Below are 19,480 nucleotides of genomic sequence, written 5' to 3'. Positions count from 1 at the left end.
GAGGACCGTTCGTGGCCAATCTGGGCGAGACCACCGTGCGGATCGTGGTCGAAGACCCGCCGCCCGGCGTGATGGTGGCGGTGCAGTGGGGCAAGACCGGCGCGAACTTCGCCAGCGAACTGATCCGGCCCAGTGAAGCCGGCGCCGGGCGGGTCGCCTTCGACGTCCCGGTCAAGGTGACCACCGGGCCGGACGGGGCGGCGCGGCTGGTGGGCCCGGCCATCCAGGGACCGACCGGCGACAGGTTCATCTATGTCAACTGGGGGACCTGCGCCGGCCAGCACGGCACGCCGATCACCCGCCGGGCCAAGGTGCGGATCGGAACCCTGACCCCGGCCCAGATCGAGGCGGCCCTGGCCCCGGGCAAACGGCTGGAGACGGCCTTCGCCGGCGTCGGCAAGGACGGCGGCCCGGCCTGCGCGACCATTCCGCTGATTGGGGGCTGGCGGGTGGTTAGCTAGACTTCTTCGGGGCCCTCGGCCAGGTAGGCCAGCGTGCGGCGGGCGCATTCGCGGAAGATCACCATCACCCCGGCGGTGAGGATTTCCAGGTTGTCGTAGAGCTGCTGGGTCAGGACCACCACGCCCTCGGTCCGCAGATCGAAGAAGCCGGCCTTCTCGCCCGCCTTCAGCAGTTGGCGCACCTGGGCCCGTGAGATGCCGGCGTCGCGCGACAGCCTGGCGACATTGATCGGCGCCGGTTGGCGGGGCGGGAAGCTGTCGCGCTCCACGCCGCTGAACAGGATGAGCGACAGCACCACCATGCCGGAGAACCGCTCCGAGAAGATGTCCAGCGAGGGCCCCTCGGGGCGCCAGGTCTTGAAACCGGCGGCCAGGAAGTCGCCATGCACCCGCACGAAGGCGCGGAACACCCCCGGCTCCTCGATCCGCCGCAGAATCTCGGCGATCAGCGGGTCCAGGTCGGCGACCGTGGCCAGGTCGCGGCGGTAGCGTTCATGGAAGGCTTCGAACAGGGCCGGGGTGATGGTGTAATGCCGCTCACGGCGATCCGCCTCCCTCCGGGCGGGCTGCACATAGCCCAGGAACTGCATGTAGATCAGCAGGGCCCGGGCCCGGCCGGGACTGGAGAGTCGCGTGCCTTCCAACAGCTTGGCCAGGCGCGCCAGGGTCAGGCCGCCGGGGCTGGCGTCCAGATAGATGGCCCAGACCCCGCTGACCATCCGCCCCAGGTCCCGCAGGGTGGCGGCGACCATTTTCGTGTCGCCCGGCCGGGGCAGCCAGCTGGCCGCCGAGCGCCGGCCCGCCTCGACCAGGCCCGGCAGCCGGCGCGCGGCGCTGATCTGCTCGTCGCTGATGACTTCCGCCGCTTCCGCCAGCGTCCAGTTTCGCATGTCTGTGAGAAGCCCGCCCGAAGCCTGGAACTATAGCCCTATTGTCCCAGGCCGTCAGGCCACGTCGCGCCCGGACTCTTCCAGATGTGTCAGCGTCGCCTCGGCGCTGGCCGCCAGTATGCGGCTTGCGCACGCCACCAGCAGCTTGACGTGCTCGGCCAGCAGCGGGGTCAGCAGCATCAGCCCTTCCTCGACAGGGGTCATGAAGCCGGCCGCCTGCGCCTCGCGAAACAGCCGGCGAACCTGGGCGCGGGAGATGCCGGTCTCACGGGCCAGGCCCGCGACGGTGTAGCGGACCGGTCGCTGTGGCGGGAAGCTGTCGCCCGCCTCACCGCTCAGCAGCATGTGGGCCAGCACCATCATGCCGGAATAGCGGCTGGAGAACATGTCCAGCGAGACGGTCTCCGGCCTGTAGGCCTTGAGCAGGGCGACCAGCAGACCGCCGTGCGCCCAGGCCAGGCAGCGGAAGACCTCCTCGTCATCCAGCCGCTCGGCGACCTCGGCGATGGCGGGGTCGGTCTCGATGAAGGCGCCAAGGTCACGGCGATAGCGTTCGTGGAAGGCCTGCTTGAGCTGGGGGGTGACCCGGAAGCGCTTTTCGCGGCCGTCATTGTCCTGGCTGACCGCCGGCTCGATATAGCCGAGGAACCGCAGATACAGCAGCAGGGCCCGCGCCCGACCGGGACTGGACAGCCAGGAGCCCTCGAGCAGCTTGCTCATGCGCGACAGGGTCAGGCCGCCGGGACTGGAGTCGAGATAGAGGGACCAGTTGCCGCTGACCATGCGGCCCAGATCCCGCATGGTGACCTCGATCATCTTGGTGTCGTTGGACTTGGGCAGCCAGCATTCCACGCAGCCGCGCAAAGCCCGCTCGAACCCCGGCCCGGCGATCACGGCCTCCACCACATCCCGATCGAGAATGTGGTCAGTGTCTTCAGTGCTCCAGGTTCGCACGGCTGATCACGTCCCCCGACCGCCAACATATTGGCAAGCAATGTCGGCTGCCAGCCGACACACTCCCCAAACGAAGCCCCTGCGGCGACTTGACGCCTAGGGGGCGAGAAGGGCCTCTTCCTGATTCAGGGAGAAGCAGATGGCCGGCAGTCAGGATTTCGCCGCCGACCCGCGCAACGAGACGGCGCTGGTCTGGCTGAACGGGGCGCTGGTCCCCAAGCGGGACGCAAAAGTCTCGATCTTCGACGCCGGGTTCGTGCTGGGTGATGGGGTCTGGGAGGGGCTGCGGCTGCACCGGGGCCGGCTGATGTTCCTGGAAACCCATCTGGACCGGCTGTTCGAGGGGGCCGGCGCCATCGATCTGGATATCGGCCTGACCCGCCAGGGTGTGGTCGAGGCGCTGAACGAACTCTTCGCCGCCAACGGCATGGAGGACGGCGTCCATATCCGGCTGATGGTCACCCGCGGCGAGAAGGCGGCCTGCAACCAGGATCCGCGCAATGCGCTGGGCAAACCCACCGTCGTCATCGTCGCCGAATGGAAGTCGCCCAGCCCCGCCCTGGCGACCCGGGGCCTGTCGCTGCACACCAGTTCGATCCTCTGCACGCCCAGGGAGATGTTCGACATGCGGCTGAACAGTCACAGCCGCCTGAATCTGATCATCGCCCTGCAGCAGGCCATCCGCGCCGGGGCCGACGAGGCGCTGATGCTGGACCCGCACGGCCATGTCTCCAGCTGCAACGCCACCAACTTCTTCTGGGTCAGGGACGGCGAGGTGCGGACCTCGCGCGGCGACTACTGCTTCAACGGCGTGACCCGGGCCAATGTCATCGAGCTCTGCCGCGTGAACGGCGTGCCGATCCAGTTGGGCGACTTCCCGCTCGAAGACGCCCAGACCGCGGACGAAGCCTTCGTCACCGGCACCTTCGGCGGCCTGACCCCGATCCGCGAGATCGACGGCCGGGCCCTGCCTCTGGCCCTGCCCGGGCCGGTGACCACGCGGCTGAAGGCGCTCTACGAGGCCCTCAAGGACGCGGAAGCCGCCCGATGACCGTGCGCATCGCCATGTGGTCGGGGCCGCGCAACATCTCCACGGCGATGATGCGGGCCTTCGAGAACCGCCCCGACACCACCGTCGTCGACGAGCCCTTCTACGCCGCCTATCTGGCCGCCACCGGCCTGGACCATCCGATGCGCGAGGCGGTGCTGGCCAGCCAGTCGCGGGACTGGGACGAGGTGGCGGCGGACCTCACCGGCGCGGCGCCCGGCGGGGCGGCGATCCACTACCAGAAGCACATGACCCACCACATGCTGCCCGGTGTGGCGCTGGACTGGACCGGGCAGTGCCGCAATGCCTTCCTGATCCGCGAGCCTGAAGCGGTGCTGGCCAGCTACACGGTCAAGCGCGAGAGCGTCACCCTGGCCGATATCGGCTTTGAGCGGCAGCGCGAGCTGTTCGAGCGCGAGGCCGACCGGCTGGGCAGGGCCCCGCCCGTGGTCGAGGGCCGCGACGTGCTGGCCGATCCGCGGGGCATGCTGACGGCGTTGTGCGCGGCCCTGGATGTCCCGTTCAGCGAGGCGATGCTGGCCTGGCCCGCCGGCCGCCGGATGAGCGACGGGGTCTGGGCCCCGGCCTGGTACGACGCCGTCGAGAAATCCACGGGTTTTGGCCCGCCCCGCGAGGAGGCGGCGGTGCTGCGCGAGGACCTGAAGCCCATCGCCGAAGCGGCCCGGCCCCACTACGAGCGGCTGGCGGCGTTCAAGTTGGAACGCTGACCATTCACTTTTCAACCGTCATCCTGGGCCTTGTGCCCAGGATCCCGCGTTCCGCTCGCTGCGAATGACGGCGATGAAGCTGTAGCGTGGACGCCCCACGGCCTTGCTCACGTGCGGCGGATGGCGGGATTCCAGGCACAAGGCCTGGAATGACGGTTTGGGTTGGGCGTGGGGTGACTCTCGCCTACTCCCCTCGGAAAACCGCCGGCCGTTTCTCGTTGAACGCCGCCACGCCCTCGCGGCGGTCCGCCGTCGGGATCGTCCGATTGTAGGCCTCGACCTCCAGGGCCAGCCCGGTCTTCAGGTCGGTCTCGATCCCCAGTCCCATGGCCCGGCGGGCCTGGCGCACGGCGATGGGGCCGCCGGCGGCGATGGCGGCGGCGGTTTCCAGCACGCTGTCTTCCAGATCGCCCAGCGGGACCACCCGGTTGACCATGCCCCAGTCGGCCGCCTCCCGGGCCGAGAACGGACGGCCGGTCAGGATCAGTTCGCGGGCCCGCCGCACGCCCACGGCCCGGGGCAGGTTCTGGGTGCCGCCGCAGCCGGGAATGATGCCCAGGCGGGTCTCGGTCAGGGCGAACCGCGCCGTCTCGGCCGCATGGATGAAGTCGCAGGCCAGGGCGAACTCGCAGCCGCCGCCATAGGCCGCGCCGTTGACCGCCGCGATCACCGGCACGGGGCTGTCCATCAGCGCGTAGAAGGCCTGTTCGAACAGCACATGCTGGGCCTGCCAGGCGGCGTCGGTCATGCCGTGGCGCTCCTTCAGGTCGCCCCCGGCGCAGAAGGCCTTGTCGCCCGCCCCGGTCAGGATCAGGCAGCGCCAGTCCTGTGGATCGAGGATCAAGCCCTGGAACAGGCTCAGCACGTCGCGGGCCATGGCGGTGTTCAGCGCGTTGGCGACGTCCGGCCGGTTGAAGCGGATGCGCAGGACATGCGGGGCCGGCTGGTCCAGGGCGATAGTGTCGAAGACGGGCAGGGTCATGGTGAAGGCTTAACGAGGCTTAACGGCGCGAGCCAGTATTGTTGCAGAGATTTAATCCACATTTCAGGCTTGTAACTAACGCCGGGTGGTCAGTTCAGACCAGTTTGAGCGCCGACAAGACATGGGCCGGGGGGCTCGTGGGGACGCCTTTGACATGACCTTTGGACCGCTTTTCGTGACGCTCGCCGCCGTGAGCCCTGAGGCCGCCGCGGCGCCGCCCCCGGTCGTCCAGGGCGTGGAGCCCTATCCGGCGGCCTTCTTCGCCTCGGCCTCGCCCAGCACCGCCATGGACATGCTGGACCGCGTGCCCGGTTTCGCGTTCGACGGCGGCAGCGGCGTGCGCGGCTTTGGCGGCGCGGCCGGCAATGTGCTGATCGACGGCGAGCGGCCGACCAGCAAGACCGACGACCTGGAAAGCATCCTCAAGCGCATCCCGGCCGGCCAGGTCGAGCGCATCGACCTGATCCGGGGCGGCGCCCCCGGCATCGACATGCAGGGCAAGACGGTCATCGCCAACGTCGTGCGCAAGAAGGGGACCTCGACCAGCGGCGTCTTCGTGCTGGTCGACGGCTCCATCTATGACGGCCGCCAGACCCCCGGCATCCGCTTCGAAGGCACGCGGCGGACCAACGACACCCTGCTGGAGGGCTCGTTTGTCATCGCCTCTTATCTCGACGACGGGGCAGGCGATGGTCCCTACAGCCTGCGCAACACCAGCGGGACGGTGTTGGAAGAGGCCAAGCTCAATACCGAGGGCGATGGGACCCAGGCGGTGGCCACCGGGGCCTACGCCTTCCCGCTGGCCGGCGGCCGCTTCCGCGCCAACGCCCGGCTGATGAACGACCGGTTCTTCTACGGCGAGCGCGACAACTTCATCCCCGGCCCGGCCTTCGCGACCGACCGCGAGGGCGAGGACAAGTGGCAGGGCGAACTGGGCGCCGACTGGACCCGCGAAACGGGGCCGCGCACCAAGGTCCACGCCCTGTTCCTGCAGCAGTGGAAGACCGACGACTACGCCGCCGCCTTCAACCAGGCCCCCGACAGCGTCACCTTCAGCAACAACCGCAAGATCGGCGAGTCGGTGGGCCGGGCGACCCTGAACTTCCGGATGTCCGACAACCTGTCGTTCGAGACCGGCGGCGAAGGCGCCTTCAACTGGCTGGAGAGCGAGACCTCGCTGATCGTCAACGGCGGGGCGGTGACGCTGCCGGCCGCCAACGTCCGGGTCGAGGAGACGCGGGGCGAGCTGTTCGGCACCGCCACCTGGAAGCCCTTCGCCACCCTGACCATCGAGACCGGCCTGCGCTTCGAGACCTCCAAGATCTCCTCGTCCGGCGACGTGACCCTGGAAAAGACCCTGCAGTTCGCCAAGCCGCGCCTGCTGGCGACCTGGTCGCCGGACCCCAAGGACCAGATCCGCTTCCGGCTCGAGCGCGAGGTGGGCCAGCTGGACTTCGGCGACTTCGTCGCCTCCTCGTCGCTGAACACCGGGGTGATCACCGCCGGCAATCCCGACCTCAACCCGCAGCAGAACTGGGTGGTCGAGCTGGCCTATGAGCGGCGGTTCTGGGACACCGGCAGCGTCACCATCACGCTGCGCCATTTCAAATACACCGACGTCATCGACAGCAAGCCCATCTATCCGTCCGGCGGCGGCGCCCCCTTCGACGCGCCCGGCAACATCGGCGACGGCTTCCGCGATGCGGCCCTGGTCAACTTCACCCTCCCCCTGGACCGGTTGGGCCTCAAAGGCGCGCAGCTGAAGGGCGACGGCTCGATCCGCCGTTCGGAGGTCACCGACCCGACCACGGGGGCCACCCGCCGCGTCGCCGGCGAGCATCCGGTCGACTGGAACCTGACCTTCATCCAGGACGTCCCGTCCCATCACCTGAAATGGGGTGTCGACGCCTTTGGCGGCTGGCGCGAGAAATACTACCGGCTCGACCAGATCGAGACGGTCAAGCTGCGCACCTTCGTGGTGCCCTTCATCGAGTGGAAGCCCCGGCCCGACCTGATGCTGCGGGTCGAGCTGCAGAACGCCACCTCGCGCGACCTGGCCAAATACCAGTTCAACTACACCGGCCCGCGCAACACCAACCCCCTCGATACCCTGGCCTCGCGCCGCTACGAGAACGGCCCGATCGTCTACATGAAGCTGCGCAAGACGTTCGGCTAAAGCCTCACTGTCGGGCGCTCAGCCCCTCAGCCAAGGCCCGGCTCTGACGAAGAAAGCCCCGGATCGCTCCGGGGCCTTCGACGCTATTCCTCACCCTCTGGGGGAGGCGACTCGCGGCAAAGCCGCGAGCGGGAGGGGGCTACATCCCCTACCCCTGCGGCACCGTCTGGCGCTCGCCGTCCACGGGGGGCTCCTCCGGCCCGGTGGTGTCGTCGGCGCCGTGGGCCAGGTGTTTGAGGAACGGCGCGGCGATCAGGAACAGCACGCCGACCCCGATGCCGATCAGGCCGATGGTCAGGAAGACCTGGATCGAGGACTGCAGGGCCGCGCCCGGATCCAGCACCTGCCCGCCCACCGTCTCGCTGGCGGTCAGGGCGGCGATCTTGGCCCCCACGAACTGGGCCCAGGACGAGGACAGGAACCAGACGGCCATCATGGTCGAGACCAGCACCGGCGGGGCCAGCTTGGTGATCTGCGACAGGCCCACGGGCGAGAGGCAGAGCTCGCCGGTGGTGTGCAGCAGATAGACCACGCCCAGCACCAGCAGCGGCAGGCGGAAGCTCGTATCGGCCATGCCCTGGCTGGCGACGATGACCAGGAAGCCCAGGCCCACCTGCATCAGGCCCAGGCCGAACTTGGTGACCGGGTTGGGGTCCCGGCCCCGCCGGCCCATCCAGGCCCAGAGGGCGGCGAAGATGGGGGCGAAGATCAGGATGAAGCCGGCGTTGAACGACTGGGTCTGGGCGGCCGAGAAGCCCATGTCGATCCACCAGGTCCCGGCCGGCGCGCCGGCGGCGTCCCACATCGCCCGGGTGCCCAGGAACAGCGGGTGGCCCAGGATGTTGAGGGTGGTCGGCGCGTTGATCAGGTCCAGGTTGGTGTTGCGGTCGGCGAACAGGTTGAGCGAGGTGCCGGCCTGTTCGAACAGGGTCCAGAACACCACCGAGCCGGCGACCAGGAACAGGGCCAGCAGCAGCCGCCCCCGCTCCTGGCTGTCGCATTTGGTGACCATGAAGAAGCCGACATAGGCCAGCACGGCGATCGAGCTGATCCCCAGGCCAAGGCCCACCAGGCTGTTACGCTGCACCAGGAACCAGACCCCGGCCACGCCCAGCAGGCCCAGGAGATAGATGATGTGCTCGCGGTTCAGCGGGCCGGCCACGGGCCTGGCCAGCAGTTCGGGGTTGGGCGGTTCGCCATGGCCTTCCAGCAGGGGCTTGCCCAGCACGAAGACCAGGAAGCCCAGCAGCATGCCGATCCCGGCGGCCCCGAAGCCGTAGCTCCAGCCGAAGTTCTCACCGAGATAGCCGCAGAGGATGGCGGCCCAGAAGGCCCCCAGGTTGATGCCGTAGTAGTAGAGGGTGAAGCCGGAGTCCCGGCGCGGATCGCCCTTGGGATAGAGCTGGCCGACGATCGAGGAGATGTTGGCTTTCAGGAAGCCCACCCCCATGACGATCAGGGCCAGGGCCAGGAAGAAGATGTTCACATACATCTGGTCGCGGCCGACCACGGAAAGCTTGTAGCTGTCCTTGGCCAGGACCGTCGGCAGGACGCCGCCGGGGGCCAGGCCCTTGATCTCGAAGCCACCGTCCTTGGTGCTGGCGTAGTCGTAGGTCTTGCCGTCGATCAGCAGATTGACCTTGCGGGCCGAGCCGACGCCCTCGGCCTTGAAGCCGTAGTCGACGCTCTTGCAGGCGGTGTCGGCGGCGGCGCAGACCGGATAGGTCAGCACCTGCTGGGCCGGCTTGCCCTCGACGGCCATGGTCAGGTGGCCGAACACCAGCAGCAGGGCCCCGAAGGCGATGGCCTTGCGGGTGCCCAGATAGCGGTCGGCCAGGATGCCGCCGATCAGCGGCAGCAGGTAGACCAGGCTGGTGTAGGAGCCGTACTGAGTGTTGGCGAAGCCGTCGTCGAACAGGAAGTGCTTGGTCAGGAAGAAGACCAGCAGGCCGCGCATGCCGTAGTAGGAGAACCGCTCCCACATCTCGGCGAAGAAGAGGATGAAGAGGCCCCTGGGATGGCCCTTGACCAGCTGCATGACGACCGGAATCCCGGTCAACAGCGTGATAAGGACGCCAACGATGACGACGATACTGTTCATTGTGCCTTGAAGACCCCGACTGGTGAGGGTGGTCCAGGCGGTCGTTTCCCCCGCTGCCCGGCCACTGATTTGCCGGGGAGAAAATCACGCGCCGGAGCGTTTCACAAGCAAGGCTTTACCCTGTGGGGCCGCCAGCGGGGGCCGGAGCCTCCACAACCCCCTCACCGGGCCTAGTAAGCACACTCCAGGAACGCCCGGTTCACGTCCCCCTGCCAGGGCCCGCGGTACAGCTCCAGCAGCCGGTCGGCCGGGGTCAGGCCGCTGTCGGCGATGGCGTGCAGTTCGCCCAGATAGGTGGACTCGTCGATGAAGCCGCCGTCCAGCCGGGCCCGGCGCTGCAGACCCTCATGGGCGATGGCGACCATGTCCTTGGCGACGTCCTGGGCGGTGCGGCCGGCGACCACGGCCTTGAGGCCCAGGCGCGGCACGTCGTTGCGTAAGGCGTGGCGCTCCTCGGCCGTCCAGTGCTTGCAGAGGTCCCAGGCCGCGGCCAGGGCCGCGTCGTCATAGAAGAGGCCGGTCCACAGGGCCGGCAGGGCACAGAGGCGGCTCCAGGGCCCGCCGTCGGCGCCGCGCATTTCCAGATAGGTCTTCAGGCGGACTTCCGGGAACAGGGTGGTGGTGTGGTCGGCCCAATCCTTGATCGAGGGCCGCTGGCCCTGGAAGCCGGGCAGGCCGCCCTCCATGAACTGCCGGAACGACTGCCCCGCCACGTCGACATAGAGGCCCTCGCGCTTGACGAAATACATCGGCACGTCCAGCGCCCAGCGGGCGTAGCGCTCGAAGTCGAAGCCGTCCTCGAAGACGAAATCCAAAAGGCCCGTGCGGTCCGGATCGGTGTCGGTCCAGACATTGGCGCGGGCCGAGAGGAAGCCGTTGGGCTTGCCCTCGGTGAACGGCGAATTGGCGAACAGGGCGGTGGCGATGGGCTGCAGGGCCAGGCTCATGCGGAACTTGGCGACCATGTCGGCTTCGTCGAGGAAGTCGAGATTGGCCTGCACCGTGCAGGTGCGGAACATCATGTCCAGGCCCAGATTGCCGACCAGCGGCATGTAGCGGCGCATGATCTTGTAGCGGCCCTTGGGCATCATCGGCGCGTCTTCGCGGCGCATCGTGGGATGGAAGCCCAGGCCCAGAAACCCCAGACCCAACCGGTCGGCCACCGACTTGACCTCCTGCAGGTGCTGGCCGGTCTCCTGGCAGATGTCGTGCATGGTCTCGAGCGGGGCGCCGGAAAGCTCGAACTGGCCGCCCGGCTCCAGGCTGATATTGCCGCCGCCGCGGTTCAGCGCGATCAGGGTCTCGCCGCCGTCTGGGCGGGTCTCGGTCACGGCCTTCCAGCCGAACTCCATCAGGCCTTCCAGCAGCGCCTTGATGCCGGCCTCGCCCTCGTATTCCACGGGCCCGTGACCCGCGAGCCGGAAGACGAACTTCTCGTGCTCGGCCCCGACCTTCCATTTCGACTTCGGCTTGCCGCCTGAAGCGAAATAGGCCGTCAGGTCATCGAGCGTCAGGGGGCGATCATCCTCCAACACGGCCATTCCTTGCCCTCCCAGGCTCATCTTGCTGTCCGGCGAGGGCCCAATTCCCCGAACGGCCGCGATCTTTACGCTGCTCAGCAGGTGGGAGACAATCGGGGCTCGCGCAAGGTTTACGGCCAGCGCCAAAAAATAAAGGGGAGGCGATGAGCATCACCGTCACGGCCAACCCGTCCGGTTTCGGCGCCGAGATCACCGGCCTCGACATTTCCAGGCCGCTGCCGGCCGACACCCTGGCCGAGGTCAAGGCTGCCTGGGCCGCCCATTCGGTGGTCTGGTTCCCCGATCAGCCGCTCGACCACGACCAGCTGGAGGCCTTCACCCTGCAGTTCGGCGGCTTCGGCCACGACCCCTATGTGAAGCCCCTGGCCGACCGCCCCCACATCCTGGAAGTCCGCCGCGAGCCCACCGAAACGGCCAGCGTGTTCGGCGGCGCCTGGCACAGCGACTGGAGCTTCCAGCCCGCCCCGCCCGCCGCCACCATCCTGCATGCCAAGATCGTCCCGCCGGTCGGCGGCGACACCGAGTTCGCCGACGCCTATCGCGCCTACGAGACCCTCAGCCCGGTGATGCAGAAACTTCTCTCTGGTCTCACCACCATCCATTCGGCCACGCGACCCTATGGCGCCCAGGGGGTGTATGCCTACGAACCGGCCGGCCATCGCTCCATGGAGATCATCAACTGCTCCGAGGCCGACGCGCAGCAGGAGCATCCGCTGGTTCGCGTGCACCCGGTGAGCGGTCGCAAGAGCCTGTTCGTCAACCCGATCTACACCCTGGGGATCGCCGGCATGACCGAGGCGGAGTCGGGAAACCTGCTGGGCTTCCTCTACAAGCATATGCTGCAGGAGGCCTTCATCTACCGCCACAAATGGCGGCCCGACATGTTGATCATGTGGGACAACCGCTGCGCCTTGCATAACGCGACGGGAGGCTACGATGGTCACCGCCGGGTGATGCACCGCGTCACCGTCGCGGGCGAGACGCCCATCGCCGCCTGAACCAGGGAAGGATACGGCTTGGACTTCGAACTCGCCGAAGAACACCGCATGCTCAAGGACCTGGTCGCCCGCTTCGTGCGCGACCGGCTGATCCCCCTGGAGGGGGTCATCCTCGACCGCGACGCCAAGGGCCAGCCGGTCTCGCTGACCAAGGAAGAACTGGCGCCGGTCGACGAGGCCTCCAAGGCGCTCGGCCTCTGGGGCCTGGATGCGCCGGAGGATGTCGGCGGCGCCGACCTGCCGATGGTGGCCATGGTCGGGGTCTATGAGGAGATGGGCCGCACCATCACCCCCTATGTCCTGCCGCCGGATTCCCCGAACCTGCGCATGCTGATGGCCACGGTGAACGAGGCGCAGCGGGCCCAGTATCTGGCCCCCTACGTGGCCGGCGAGGCCATCTCGGCCATCGCCATTTCCGAGCCCGGCGCGGGCGCCGACCCGGCCGGGATGATCACCAAGGCGGTTCGCGACGGCGACGACTGGGTGATCAAGGGCCGCAAGATCTGGATCAGCAAGGCCTCCTACGCCGACTTCACCGTCACCATGGCGGTGACCGACGCCGAGAAGGGCGCTCGGGGCGGCATATCGGCCTTCCTGGTCGATAAGGGCACGCCCGGCTTCAACGTGCTGCGGGCCATCCCGATGATCGGCGGCCAGACCACCTACGAGGTGGTCTATGAGGATTGCCGCATCCCCGGCTCCAAGCTGCTGGGCAAGGAGGGCGAGGGCTTCGCGCCGATGCAGACGCGGCTTTCCACCCGCCGCCTGCAGATGGGCATCTGGGGCTATGCCCTGGCCGAGCGGGCCCTGGACATGATGGTCGAGCATGCCGGCCAGCGGGTGACCTTCGGCCAGAAGCTCTCCGACCGCCAGGCGGTGCAGTGGTGGGTGGCCGACGCCGCCACCAAGATCCATGCCTGCCGGCTGATGGCCTATGACGTCGCCTGGAAGATCGACCAGGGCCGCGATGTCCGCTCCGAGATCTCCATGCTCAAGGTGTTCGGCACCGAGCTGGCCTGGGAGGTCATCGACAACGCCATGCAGGCCTTCGGGGCAATGGGCATGACCAAGGAGCTGCCGCTGCAGTTCATGGCCAGCCAGGTCCGCACCATGCGCATCTATGACGGCCCAAGCGAAGTCCACCGCTGGGTGATTGCCCGCAACCGGATGGGACTGAAGCGATGAGCCTACTGAACCGCGATGGCGTGAACATCTATTACGAGGTCCACGGCTCGGGCCCCGCCATCCTGCTGACCCACGGCTACAGCGCCAGCGGCGAGATGTGGGCCGGCCAGGTCCAGGCGCTCTCAAAGGAACATAGTCTGATCCTCTGGGACATGCGCGGCCACGCCCGCTCCGACTCCCCGGCCGATGACGCCCTTTATTCCGAGGCTCTGACCGTCGACGACATGACCGCCATCCTCGACACGGTGGGCGTGGACAGGGCGGTGGTCGGCGGGCTGTCGCTGGGCGGCTACATGTCGCTGGCCTTCAACCGGGCCCATCCCGACCGGGTGAAGGCCCTGCTGATCATCGACACCGGTCCGGGCTTCCGCAAGGACGAGGCCCGCGACGCCTGGAACGAGACGTCCAAGCGCACCGCAAAGGGCTGGGAAACCGAGGGCCTGGCTAGAGCCAAACGGGCCGGCGGCGAGGTCGCCATCGCCAGCCACCGCACCGCCGACGGCCTGGCCCGGGCGGCGCGCGGCATGCTGGCCCAGCGCAATTCGGCGGTTATCGACAGCCTGCCGAACGTGAAGGTCCCGTCCCTGGTGCTGGTCGGGGCCAACGACACGCCCTTCCTGGCCGCCAGCGACTACATGGCCGCCAAGATTCCTGGGGCGACGAAGGTTGTCCTGCCGGACGCCGGCCACGCGGCCAATATCGACCAGCCGGCGGCGTTCAATGCGGCGGTGCTGGGGTTCCTGGCGGGCCTCTAGCGGCCGTAGGCGGCCAGGAAGACCCGCACCGCCTCGACGCAGTAGCTGTCCTCGGGATGCAGCGGCTGGGCGTCGTCGCTGGTCAGCAGTGGGATGGTCAGGGTCACATGCTCCAGCATGCCCTGCAGGATGCGGGCGGTGACGGCGACGTCGTCGAAAACCAGCTCGCCCCGGCCGGCGAACCGGCTCAGCAGTCGCCGCAGCGCTCCGCCCAGGATGCCGTGCGCCTGGTTGTAGAGGGTCTGGCCCAGATGCGGCTCGCGGGCCACCTCGGCGCTGACGGTGCGGTAGACGCCGCGGATGCGCGGGTCGGACATGAAGCGGAAATAGAGGCGCGCATAGGCCAGCAGCACGGCCTCGGCCGGGCCCTCATCGGTCTCGATCTCGTCGAACAGGCCCAGGAACGGGGCCAGGGCGCGCTCCACGACGGCGGCGAAGATGGCCGGCTTGGTGCGGAAATAGTTGTAGACGGTGGCCGTCGAGACCTGGGCGTCGTGGGCCAGGGTCTCGACCTTGGTCCGCTCGTAGCCGAACTCGGCGAAGGTGGCGGCCGCCACGTCCAGGATCCGGTCGCGGCGGGCCTGATGCAGCTCTGTACGCAAGAGCGGGTCCCGGAAATCAGTGCTCGCGGCCGGCCTTCCAGAAGGTCTGCAGCAGGGGCTCGAACAGATAGGCCAGGGCCGTGCGCTTCTCGAGCGGGATCAGCACCTGGACCGGCAGGCCGGGGGTCAGGCCCGTGGCCGTGCCGCGCACCTTGACGATCTTGGCCAGCTCCTCGGGCGGCACGCTGACCTGGGCCTTGAAGTAGCGCTGGCCGCTCTTCTCGTCGGTGAAGGCGTCGGGGGACACCTCCATGACCCGGCCCATCAGGATGGGCAGGTCGCGCTCATGCAGGGCGGAAAAGCGGATCTGGGTCTTCTGGCCGACCCGCAGGTCATCGGCGTCGTCCGGCTTGACGTTGGCGGCGATGATCAGCGCCTTGTCCTGCGGCACGATCTCCATCAACACCTGGCCGGGCGAGACAACGCCGCCGACGGTGAAGATGGTGGTGCCGATCACCTTGCCGCTGGCCGGGGCGCGGACCTCGGCCCGGGCCAGCTGCTGCTTGGCGGAAATCCATTTGGGCTGCAGTTCGTCCAGCTGCACCTGCACGTCGCGCAGCTGGGTGGCGACCTCTTCCTGCATCTGCCGGATGAGGGAGACGCCCTGCATCTTGGCCTCGCCGATCGCCTCGCCGGAGCGGGCGATCTGGGCCTGGTAGGAGCCGTCCTCGCCGGCGAGACCCGCGGCGTCGCGTTCCAGGGACCGGACGCGGTTCTCCGGGGCATAGCCCTGATCGCGCAGCTTCTTCATGCCGACCAGCTCGTCGGCGATCAGCTTCTGCTGCTGGCGGTTGGCGTCCAGCTGGCGGTTGAAACCGTTGATCTGTTCCGAGAGCTGGCTGATCCGCTGGTTCAGCACGCCCTGCTGGGTGACCAGGGACAGGCGCCGCACCTCGAACTGCTTGCGCTGCATGATCATGGCGTCGTTGGCGGTCTGGCGGTCCTCGCCGGTCAGGGCGGCGAATTCCGGCGGGGCGGCGAAGCCGGCCCGGCCGTCGCGCTCGGCCATCAGCCGGGCCCGCTGGGCCAGCAGGGTGATGGTCTGGGCGGCGATGCCGCGCTCGGCGCCGCGCAGCTCGTCGGTGGAGATCTCGGCCAGCAGCTGGCCCTTCTTCACCGTGTCGCCGTCCTTGGCGTAGAGGGCGGTGACCGTGCCGCCTTCGCGGTACTGCACGGCCTGGCGGTTGCCGGTGACGGCGATGGAGCCCACCGCATAGGCGCCGGCGTCCAGCGGGGTGATGGCGGCCCAGCCCAGGAACAGCACGAAGAAGCCGAAGGCGATCGCCCCGCCCCAGCGCATTTCGAATTTGGCGTCATCGGCCATCAGATCGGGGACGGGCTCGTCCCCCATGCTGATGGGCGGCAGCGGAGCGTCAGCAGCGGCGGTCACGGGCGGGCGGTTCCTTCAATACGGACCACATTGCCCTGTGGCTTGGTCTCCTTGCCGGCCAGCTTGTCGAGCACCTCGTCCTTGGGGCCCAGCCGCTCGATGGCGCCGTCGCGCAGCACCATCAGTCGGTCGGCCCCGGCCAGGATGCCGGTGCGGTGGGCGACGATCATGATGGTGGCGCCCCGCGCCTTGGCCCCCTGCAGGGCCCGGGTCAGGTTGGCCTCGCCATCGGCGTCGAGGGCCGAGTTGGGCTCGTCCAGCACCAGCAGCACCGGGTCGCGATAGAGGGCCCGGGCCAGGGCCACCCGCTGGGCCTGGCCGGCCGACAGGCCGCGGCCCATCGGGCCCAGCACCGAGTCGTAGCCCTTGGGCAGCTTGAGGATCATCTCATGCACGCCGGCGGCCTGGGCCGCCTTGACGACGTCGGCGTCCATGGCCTCGGCGTCGTCGCCGACATAGCGGCCGAAGCGCGAGATATTGTCCTTGATCGAGCCGGCCATCAGGGCGCTGTCCTGCGGCAGGTAGCCGATGTGGCGGGCCAGCTTGTCGCTGTCCCAGTCGGTCATGTTGGCGCCGTCGATACGCACCGCGCCGGCGTCGGGGACAAGGGCCCCGGCCACCACGCGGGCCAGGGTGGTCTTGCCCGCGCCGCTGGCCCCGACCACCCCGATGGTCTCGCCGGGGATCAGCTTGAAGGAGACGGCCTTGAGCAGATAGTCCTCGCGGCCCGGGGCGCGGACGATGACCTTCTCGACCTCGACCTCGCCGCGCGGGTCGGGCAGCTGGGTGCGGTCCAGCTGATGGGGCGAGACGGTCTTTTCGTAGAGGCTGGACAGGGTCGTCAGGGCGCTGCGGGCCTGCAGCACGCTGGCCCAGGCGCTGACCAGCATTTCCACCGGCTGCAGGGCCCGGCTCATCAGGATCGAGGCGGCGATGATCGAGCCCGAGGAGATCTGCCGCTCCACGGCCAGGTACGCGCCCAGCCCCAGGGCCAGGGACTGCAGGAACATGCGGGTGAATTTCGAGGCGGCGCTCCAGCGGCCGCCGGCGAACTGGGCCTGGGTCTGAAGGCTGAGGCCCTGGCGGCGGTCGATCAGCTGGCGGTTGACGATGGCGTCGCGCATGCCCAGCGCCCGGACGACCTCGCCGTTGGCCATGGCCGCGTCCTGGCTCTGATAGGCGGCGGCGTTGGCCATGTTGGCCTTCATCAGGCCGGGCTTGGTGGCCCGCTCGTTGCCGACGGCCAGGCCGAACAGGATCGCGCCGCCGACCAGGGTCATCAGGCCCAGCAGCGGGTGGATCATGGTGGCGACCAGCAGGTAGATCGGTGTCCAGGGGGCGTCGAACAGGGCGATGGCGGCCGGTCCGCCCAGGGTCTGGCGCAGGGTGTCGAACTCGCGCATCGCCTGGCCGACATTGACCGGCCGGGTCTGGGACATCAGCCGGGCCAGGATGTCGCCCGACAGCAGCCGGTCCAGCCTAAGGCCCGCGCGGGCCAGCAGGCGCGAGCGCATGGTCTCCAGCAGGGCCTGGGTGATCATGGCCAGGGCGACGACGAGGGTCAGGAACAGCAGGGTCAGCTTGCCGTCGGTCGGCACCACCCGGTCATAGACCTGCATCATGTAGATGGAGGGGGCGATGTACAGCATGTTGATCAGCGCGCTGAAGAGCGCTGACGTCCCGAGGTGCTGCTTGCACGCCTTCACCGCTTCCTCGAGCGGCTCCGGCACGGCGATGCCAAACAGTTTCAGGACGGTCTCTCCCCCATGCGCTGCACGGCAGCGAACGCCTTATAGCAAATCTTGTTCCAGGCGCCGCTCGGAATCTCCTCAGACTGGGGCGGCATTGCGGCGCGGGTGGCTCGAATTGGGCATTCAGCGCCAATCGCCAAGTTTCGCCTGCCAGAGCGTCATGGCCGCGATGGCGGCGGTGTCGGCGCGCAGGATGCGCGGGCCCAACGAGACAGGGACCACGAACGGCAGGGCCCGCAGCCGCTGCGCCTCCTCCGGCGCGAAGCCGCCCTCCGGTCCGATCAGGATGGCCCACGGACCCCCATCCGCCAGGGCGCCCAGGGCGGCGGGCGCGGCGCCGCTCTCATCGCACCACAGCAGCCGCCGCGCCGGATCCCAGCCGTCCAGCAGCCGGTCGAGCTTTTCGGGCGCGGCGATTTCGGGGACGTCCAGCCGGCCGGTCTGCTCGGCGGCCTCGATGGCGATGGCGGTCAGGCGCGGCAGGTTGGCCTTGTCGGCGTTGGTGCGGCGTGTGGCGACCAGCCGCACCCGGCCCGCCCCCAGCTCGGCGGCCTTCTCGATCACCGTCTCCAGCGGTCCCCGTTTGACCAGGGCCATGACCAGCTCCAGGTCGGGACCGGCCGCCTGTGTGCGAAGCTGGGACTCCAGCGTTAGCCGGCAGCCCCGCCTGGCGACCTCGGTCAGCACCGCGCGCCATTCCCCGTCCCGGCCGTTGAACACGGCGATGGCGTCGCCGATCCCCAGCCGCATGACCTGGATCAGGTAGCGGGCCTGGTCCGGGGCCGGCGCCAACCCGGCGCCGGCGCGAAGATCGTCGGGGACAAAGAGGCGGATCATTTGCGGCCTGGCTCGGCTTGGGGCTAGGGTTGGGGGATGGGAAACAAGGCCTATAACGCTGAAATGGAAAAGCTGCAGGTGGCGCTGGTGCGCTGGCAGCAGCAGGCGATCGAGAAGGGCGAGCGCGCCCTGGTCATCTTCGAGGGCCGCGACGCCGCCGGCAAGGACGGCACGATCAAGCGGATCATCGAGCACCTTTCGCCGAGAAACACCCGGGCGGTCTCCCTGCCCAAACCGTCGGACCGCGAGCGCTGCCAGTGGTATTTCCAGCGCTATATCGACCACCTGCCGGCGGCCGGCGAGATCGTGCTGTTCAACCGCAGCTGGTACAACCGGGCCGGGGTCGAGCCGGTGATGGGCTTCTGCACCAAGGCCGAGCACAAGCTGTTCCTGCGCCAGGTCACCACCCTGGAGACCATGCTGATCGAGGACGGGGTCAAGCTGATCAAGATCTGGCTGGACATCAGCCGCGAGGAGCAGGCCTCACGGCTGGACGAGCGCCGCACCGATCCGGTCAAGGCCCTGAAGGTCAGTCCCCTGGACGCCGTCGCCCAGGAGAAGTGGGACGACTATTCGGGCGCCCGCGACGAGATGCTGATGCGCACCTCCACGGCGGTGGCGCCCTGGACCTGCGTGCGCGGCGACAGGAAGAAGAAGGCCCGCCCGGCGGTGATCCGCCACCTGCTGGACCAGCTGGCGCCCGGCAAGCTGCTCAAGGGCCTGGACCCGGTCGACCCGGAGATCCTGTTCCCGTTCGACCAGACGGCGCTGAAGAACGGGCGGCTGGCGCGGTAATTTCAGGACGCCTTTCGGCAAATCCTCCCCCGGAGGGGGAGGGGGACCATGCGGAGCATGGTGGAGGGGGTCCGACGCTACATCCAGCCATCAGGATAGAACGCAGCCGATCAGCCGCGGATTTGCAGGCAGAAGTGGTTGTAGCTTCAACCCCCTCCACCACGCCTTCGGCGCGGTCCCCCTCCCCCTCCGGAGACCTTTGCATAAGGCCGCCGATGGCCGCGGAAGGTTGGTAAGAGGGTGGCTTAGCCTTTGCCGAGCGGGGGCGGCAGGCGCTTGGCGAGCT

General features: G+C 68.6%; 17 protein-coding genes. 8 read left to right on the top strand and 9 right to left on the bottom strand.

What is annotated here, in order from left to right:
- Positions 1–11 precede the first annotated feature (11 nt).
- Entirely contained in the window at positions 12–461 is a 450-nt protein-coding gene (locus QO010_RS11755; protein ID WP_307349338.1) for a DUF5990 family protein, read from the top strand.
- Here QO010_RS11755 and QO010_RS11750 read toward each other — a convergent pair.
- Together QO010_RS11750 and QO010_RS11745 are read right to left on the bottom strand one after the other, a co-directional pair.
- Positions 458–1,351, bottom strand: coding sequence for a hypothetical protein (locus QO010_RS11750; RefSeq protein ID WP_307349336.1), 894 nt, complete (start codon positions 1,349–1,351; stop codon positions 458–460). The two genes, QO010_RS11755 and QO010_RS11750, sit on opposite strands and share 4 nt — an antisense overlap.
- A gap of 54 nt (positions 1,352–1,405) precedes the next feature.
- Complete coding sequence (locus QO010_RS11745; protein ID WP_307349334.1) at positions 1,406–2,254, bottom strand: hypothetical protein; 849 nt, start codon at positions 2,252–2,254, stop codon at positions 1,406–1,408.
- Positions 2,255–2,444: 190 nt separating this feature from the next.
- Between QO010_RS11745 and QO010_RS11740 the strand changes: the two genes are divergently transcribed.
- Both QO010_RS11740 and QO010_RS11735 read left to right on the top strand, forming a co-directional pair.
- On the top strand, positions 2,445–3,356 hold the full coding sequence (locus QO010_RS11740; protein ID WP_307349332.1) for an aminotransferase class IV: 912 nt from the start codon (positions 2,445–2,447) through the stop codon (positions 3,354–3,356).
- A complete protein-coding gene (locus QO010_RS11735; protein WP_307349331.1) occupies positions 3,353–4,081 on the top strand; it encodes a sulfotransferase-like domain-containing protein in 729 nt (242 codons plus the stop codon). Before QO010_RS11740 ends, QO010_RS11735 begins: the two co-directional genes overlap by 4 nt.
- A 184-nt stretch (positions 4,082–4,265) precedes the next feature.
- On the opposite strand, the gene QO010_RS11730 is transcribed toward QO010_RS11735, so the two are convergent.
- A complete protein-coding gene (locus QO010_RS11730; RefSeq protein ID WP_307349329.1) occupies positions 4,266–5,063 on the bottom strand; it encodes an enoyl-CoA hydratase-related protein in 798 nt (265 codons plus the stop codon).
- 175 nt (positions 5,064–5,238) lie between these two features.
- On the opposite strand from QO010_RS11730, the gene QO010_RS11725 reads away from it, so the two are divergent.
- On the top strand, positions 5,239–7,239 hold the full coding sequence (locus QO010_RS11725) for a TonB-dependent receptor plug domain-containing protein (RefSeq protein WP_307349327.1): 2,001 nt from the start codon (positions 5,239–5,241) through the stop codon (positions 7,237–7,239).
- 148 nt (positions 7,240–7,387) lie between these two features.
- On the opposite strand, the gene QO010_RS11720 is transcribed toward QO010_RS11725, so the two are convergent.
- Complete coding sequence (locus tag QO010_RS11720) at positions 7,388–9,340, bottom strand: peptide MFS transporter (RefSeq protein WP_307349326.1); 1,953 nt, start codon at positions 9,338–9,340, stop codon at positions 7,388–7,390.
- 170 nt (positions 9,341–9,510) lie between these two features.
- A complete protein-coding gene (locus tag QO010_RS11715) occupies positions 9,511–10,881 on the bottom strand; it encodes a glutamate--cysteine ligase (RefSeq protein ID WP_307349324.1) in 1,371 nt (456 codons plus the stop codon).
- 143 nt (positions 10,882–11,024) lie between these two features.
- Here QO010_RS11715 and QO010_RS11710 point away from each other — a divergent pair, with 143 nt between their 5' ends.
- The 3 genes from QO010_RS11710 to QO010_RS11700 are packed head-to-tail and all read left to right on the top strand — an operon-like array spanning position 11,025 to position 13,819.
- Positions 11,025–11,879, top strand: a complete 855-nt coding sequence (locus tag QO010_RS11710; RefSeq protein WP_307349323.1) for a TauD/TfdA dioxygenase family protein — start codon at positions 11,025–11,027, stop codon at positions 11,877–11,879.
- An 18-nt stretch (positions 11,880–11,897) separates the two neighbouring features.
- Positions 11,898–13,064, top strand: coding sequence for an acyl-CoA dehydrogenase family protein (locus QO010_RS11705; RefSeq protein ID WP_307349321.1), 1,167 nt, complete (start codon positions 11,898–11,900; stop codon positions 13,062–13,064).
- Entirely contained in the window at positions 13,061–13,819 is a 759-nt protein-coding gene (locus QO010_RS11700) for an alpha/beta fold hydrolase (RefSeq protein ID WP_307349319.1), read from the top strand. The genes QO010_RS11705 and QO010_RS11700 overlap by 4 nt, the downstream gene beginning before the upstream one ends.
- On the opposite strand, the gene QO010_RS11695 is transcribed toward QO010_RS11700, so the two are convergent.
- From QO010_RS11695 to QO010_RS11680, 4 genes are all read right to left on the bottom strand, one after another.
- Positions 13,816–14,421: a TetR/AcrR family transcriptional regulator gene (locus QO010_RS11695; RefSeq protein WP_307349317.1), complete on the bottom strand. Its 606-nt coding sequence runs from the start codon at positions 14,419–14,421 to the stop codon at positions 13,816–13,818. The genes QO010_RS11700 and QO010_RS11695 overlap by 4 nt on opposite strands.
- Positions 14,422–14,437: 16 nt before the next feature.
- On the bottom strand, positions 14,438–15,811 hold the full coding sequence (locus QO010_RS11690) for an HlyD family type I secretion periplasmic adaptor subunit (protein ID WP_307349314.1): 1,374 nt from the start codon (positions 15,809–15,811) through the stop codon (positions 14,438–14,440).
- Positions 15,808–17,541, bottom strand: a complete 1,734-nt coding sequence (locus QO010_RS11685) for a type I secretion system permease/ATPase (RefSeq protein ID WP_307349313.1) — start codon at positions 17,539–17,541, stop codon at positions 15,808–15,810. The genes QO010_RS11690 and QO010_RS11685 overlap by 4 nt, the downstream gene beginning before the upstream one ends.
- A gap of 144 nt (positions 17,542–17,685) precedes the next feature.
- Entirely contained in the window at positions 17,686–18,399 is a 714-nt protein-coding gene (locus tag QO010_RS11680; RefSeq protein ID WP_307349312.1) for a 16S rRNA (uracil(1498)-N(3))-methyltransferase, read from the bottom strand.
- A 36-nt stretch (positions 18,400–18,435) separates the two neighbouring features.
- On the opposite strand from QO010_RS11680, the gene ppk2 reads away from it, so the two are divergent.
- Entirely contained in the window at positions 18,436–19,194 is a 759-nt protein-coding gene (ppk2, locus tag QO010_RS11675; protein WP_307349310.1) for a polyphosphate kinase 2, read from the top strand.
- Positions 19,195–19,480: the final 286 nt, after the last annotated feature.

The organism is Caulobacter ginsengisoli, assembly GCF_030814835.1.
GTDB classification, from domain to species: Bacteria; Pseudomonadota; Alphaproteobacteria; order Caulobacterales; family Caulobacteraceae; genus Caulobacter; species Caulobacter ginsengisoli.
Note: the sequence above shows the minus strand (reverse complement) of the source record. Positions and strands in the feature narration are given on the sequence as shown.

Bases quoted from the DNA above. Each gene is read 5' to 3' on its own strand.
- QO010_RS11720 (WP_307349326.1), bottom strand. From the start codon at position 9,340: ATGAACAGTATCGTCGTCATCGTTGGCGTCCTTATCACGCTGTTGACC.
- QO010_RS11680 (WP_307349312.1), bottom strand. From the start codon at position 18,399: ATGATCCGCCTCTTTGTCCCCGACGATCTTCGCGCCGGCGCCGGGTTG.
- QO010_RS11730 (WP_307349329.1), bottom strand. From the start codon at position 5,063: ATGACCCTGCCCGTCTTCGACACTATCGCCCTGGACCAGCCGGCCCCG.
- QO010_RS11700 (WP_307349319.1), top strand. From the start codon at position 13,061: ATGAGCCTACTGAACCGCGATGGCGTGAACATCTATTACGAGGTCCAC.
- QO010_RS11715 (WP_307349324.1), bottom strand. From the start codon at position 10,881: ATGGCCGTGTTGGAGGATGATCGCCCCCTGACGCTCGATGACCTGACG.
- QO010_RS11740 (WP_307349332.1), top strand. From the start codon at position 2,445: ATGGCCGGCAGTCAGGATTTCGCCGCCGACCCGCGCAACGAGACGGCG.
- QO010_RS11735 (WP_307349331.1), top strand. From the start codon at position 3,353: ATGACCGTGCGCATCGCCATGTGGTCGGGGCCGCGCAACATCTCCACG.
- QO010_RS11710 (WP_307349323.1), top strand. From the start codon at position 11,025: ATGAGCATCACCGTCACGGCCAACCCGTCCGGTTTCGGCGCCGAGATC.
- ppk2 (WP_307349310.1), top strand. From the start codon at position 18,436: ATGGGAAACAAGGCCTATAACGCTGAAATGGAAAAGCTGCAGGTGGCG.
- QO010_RS11750 (WP_307349336.1), bottom strand. From the start codon at position 1,351: ATGCGAAACTGGACGCTGGCGGAAGCGGCGGAAGTCATCAGCGACGAG.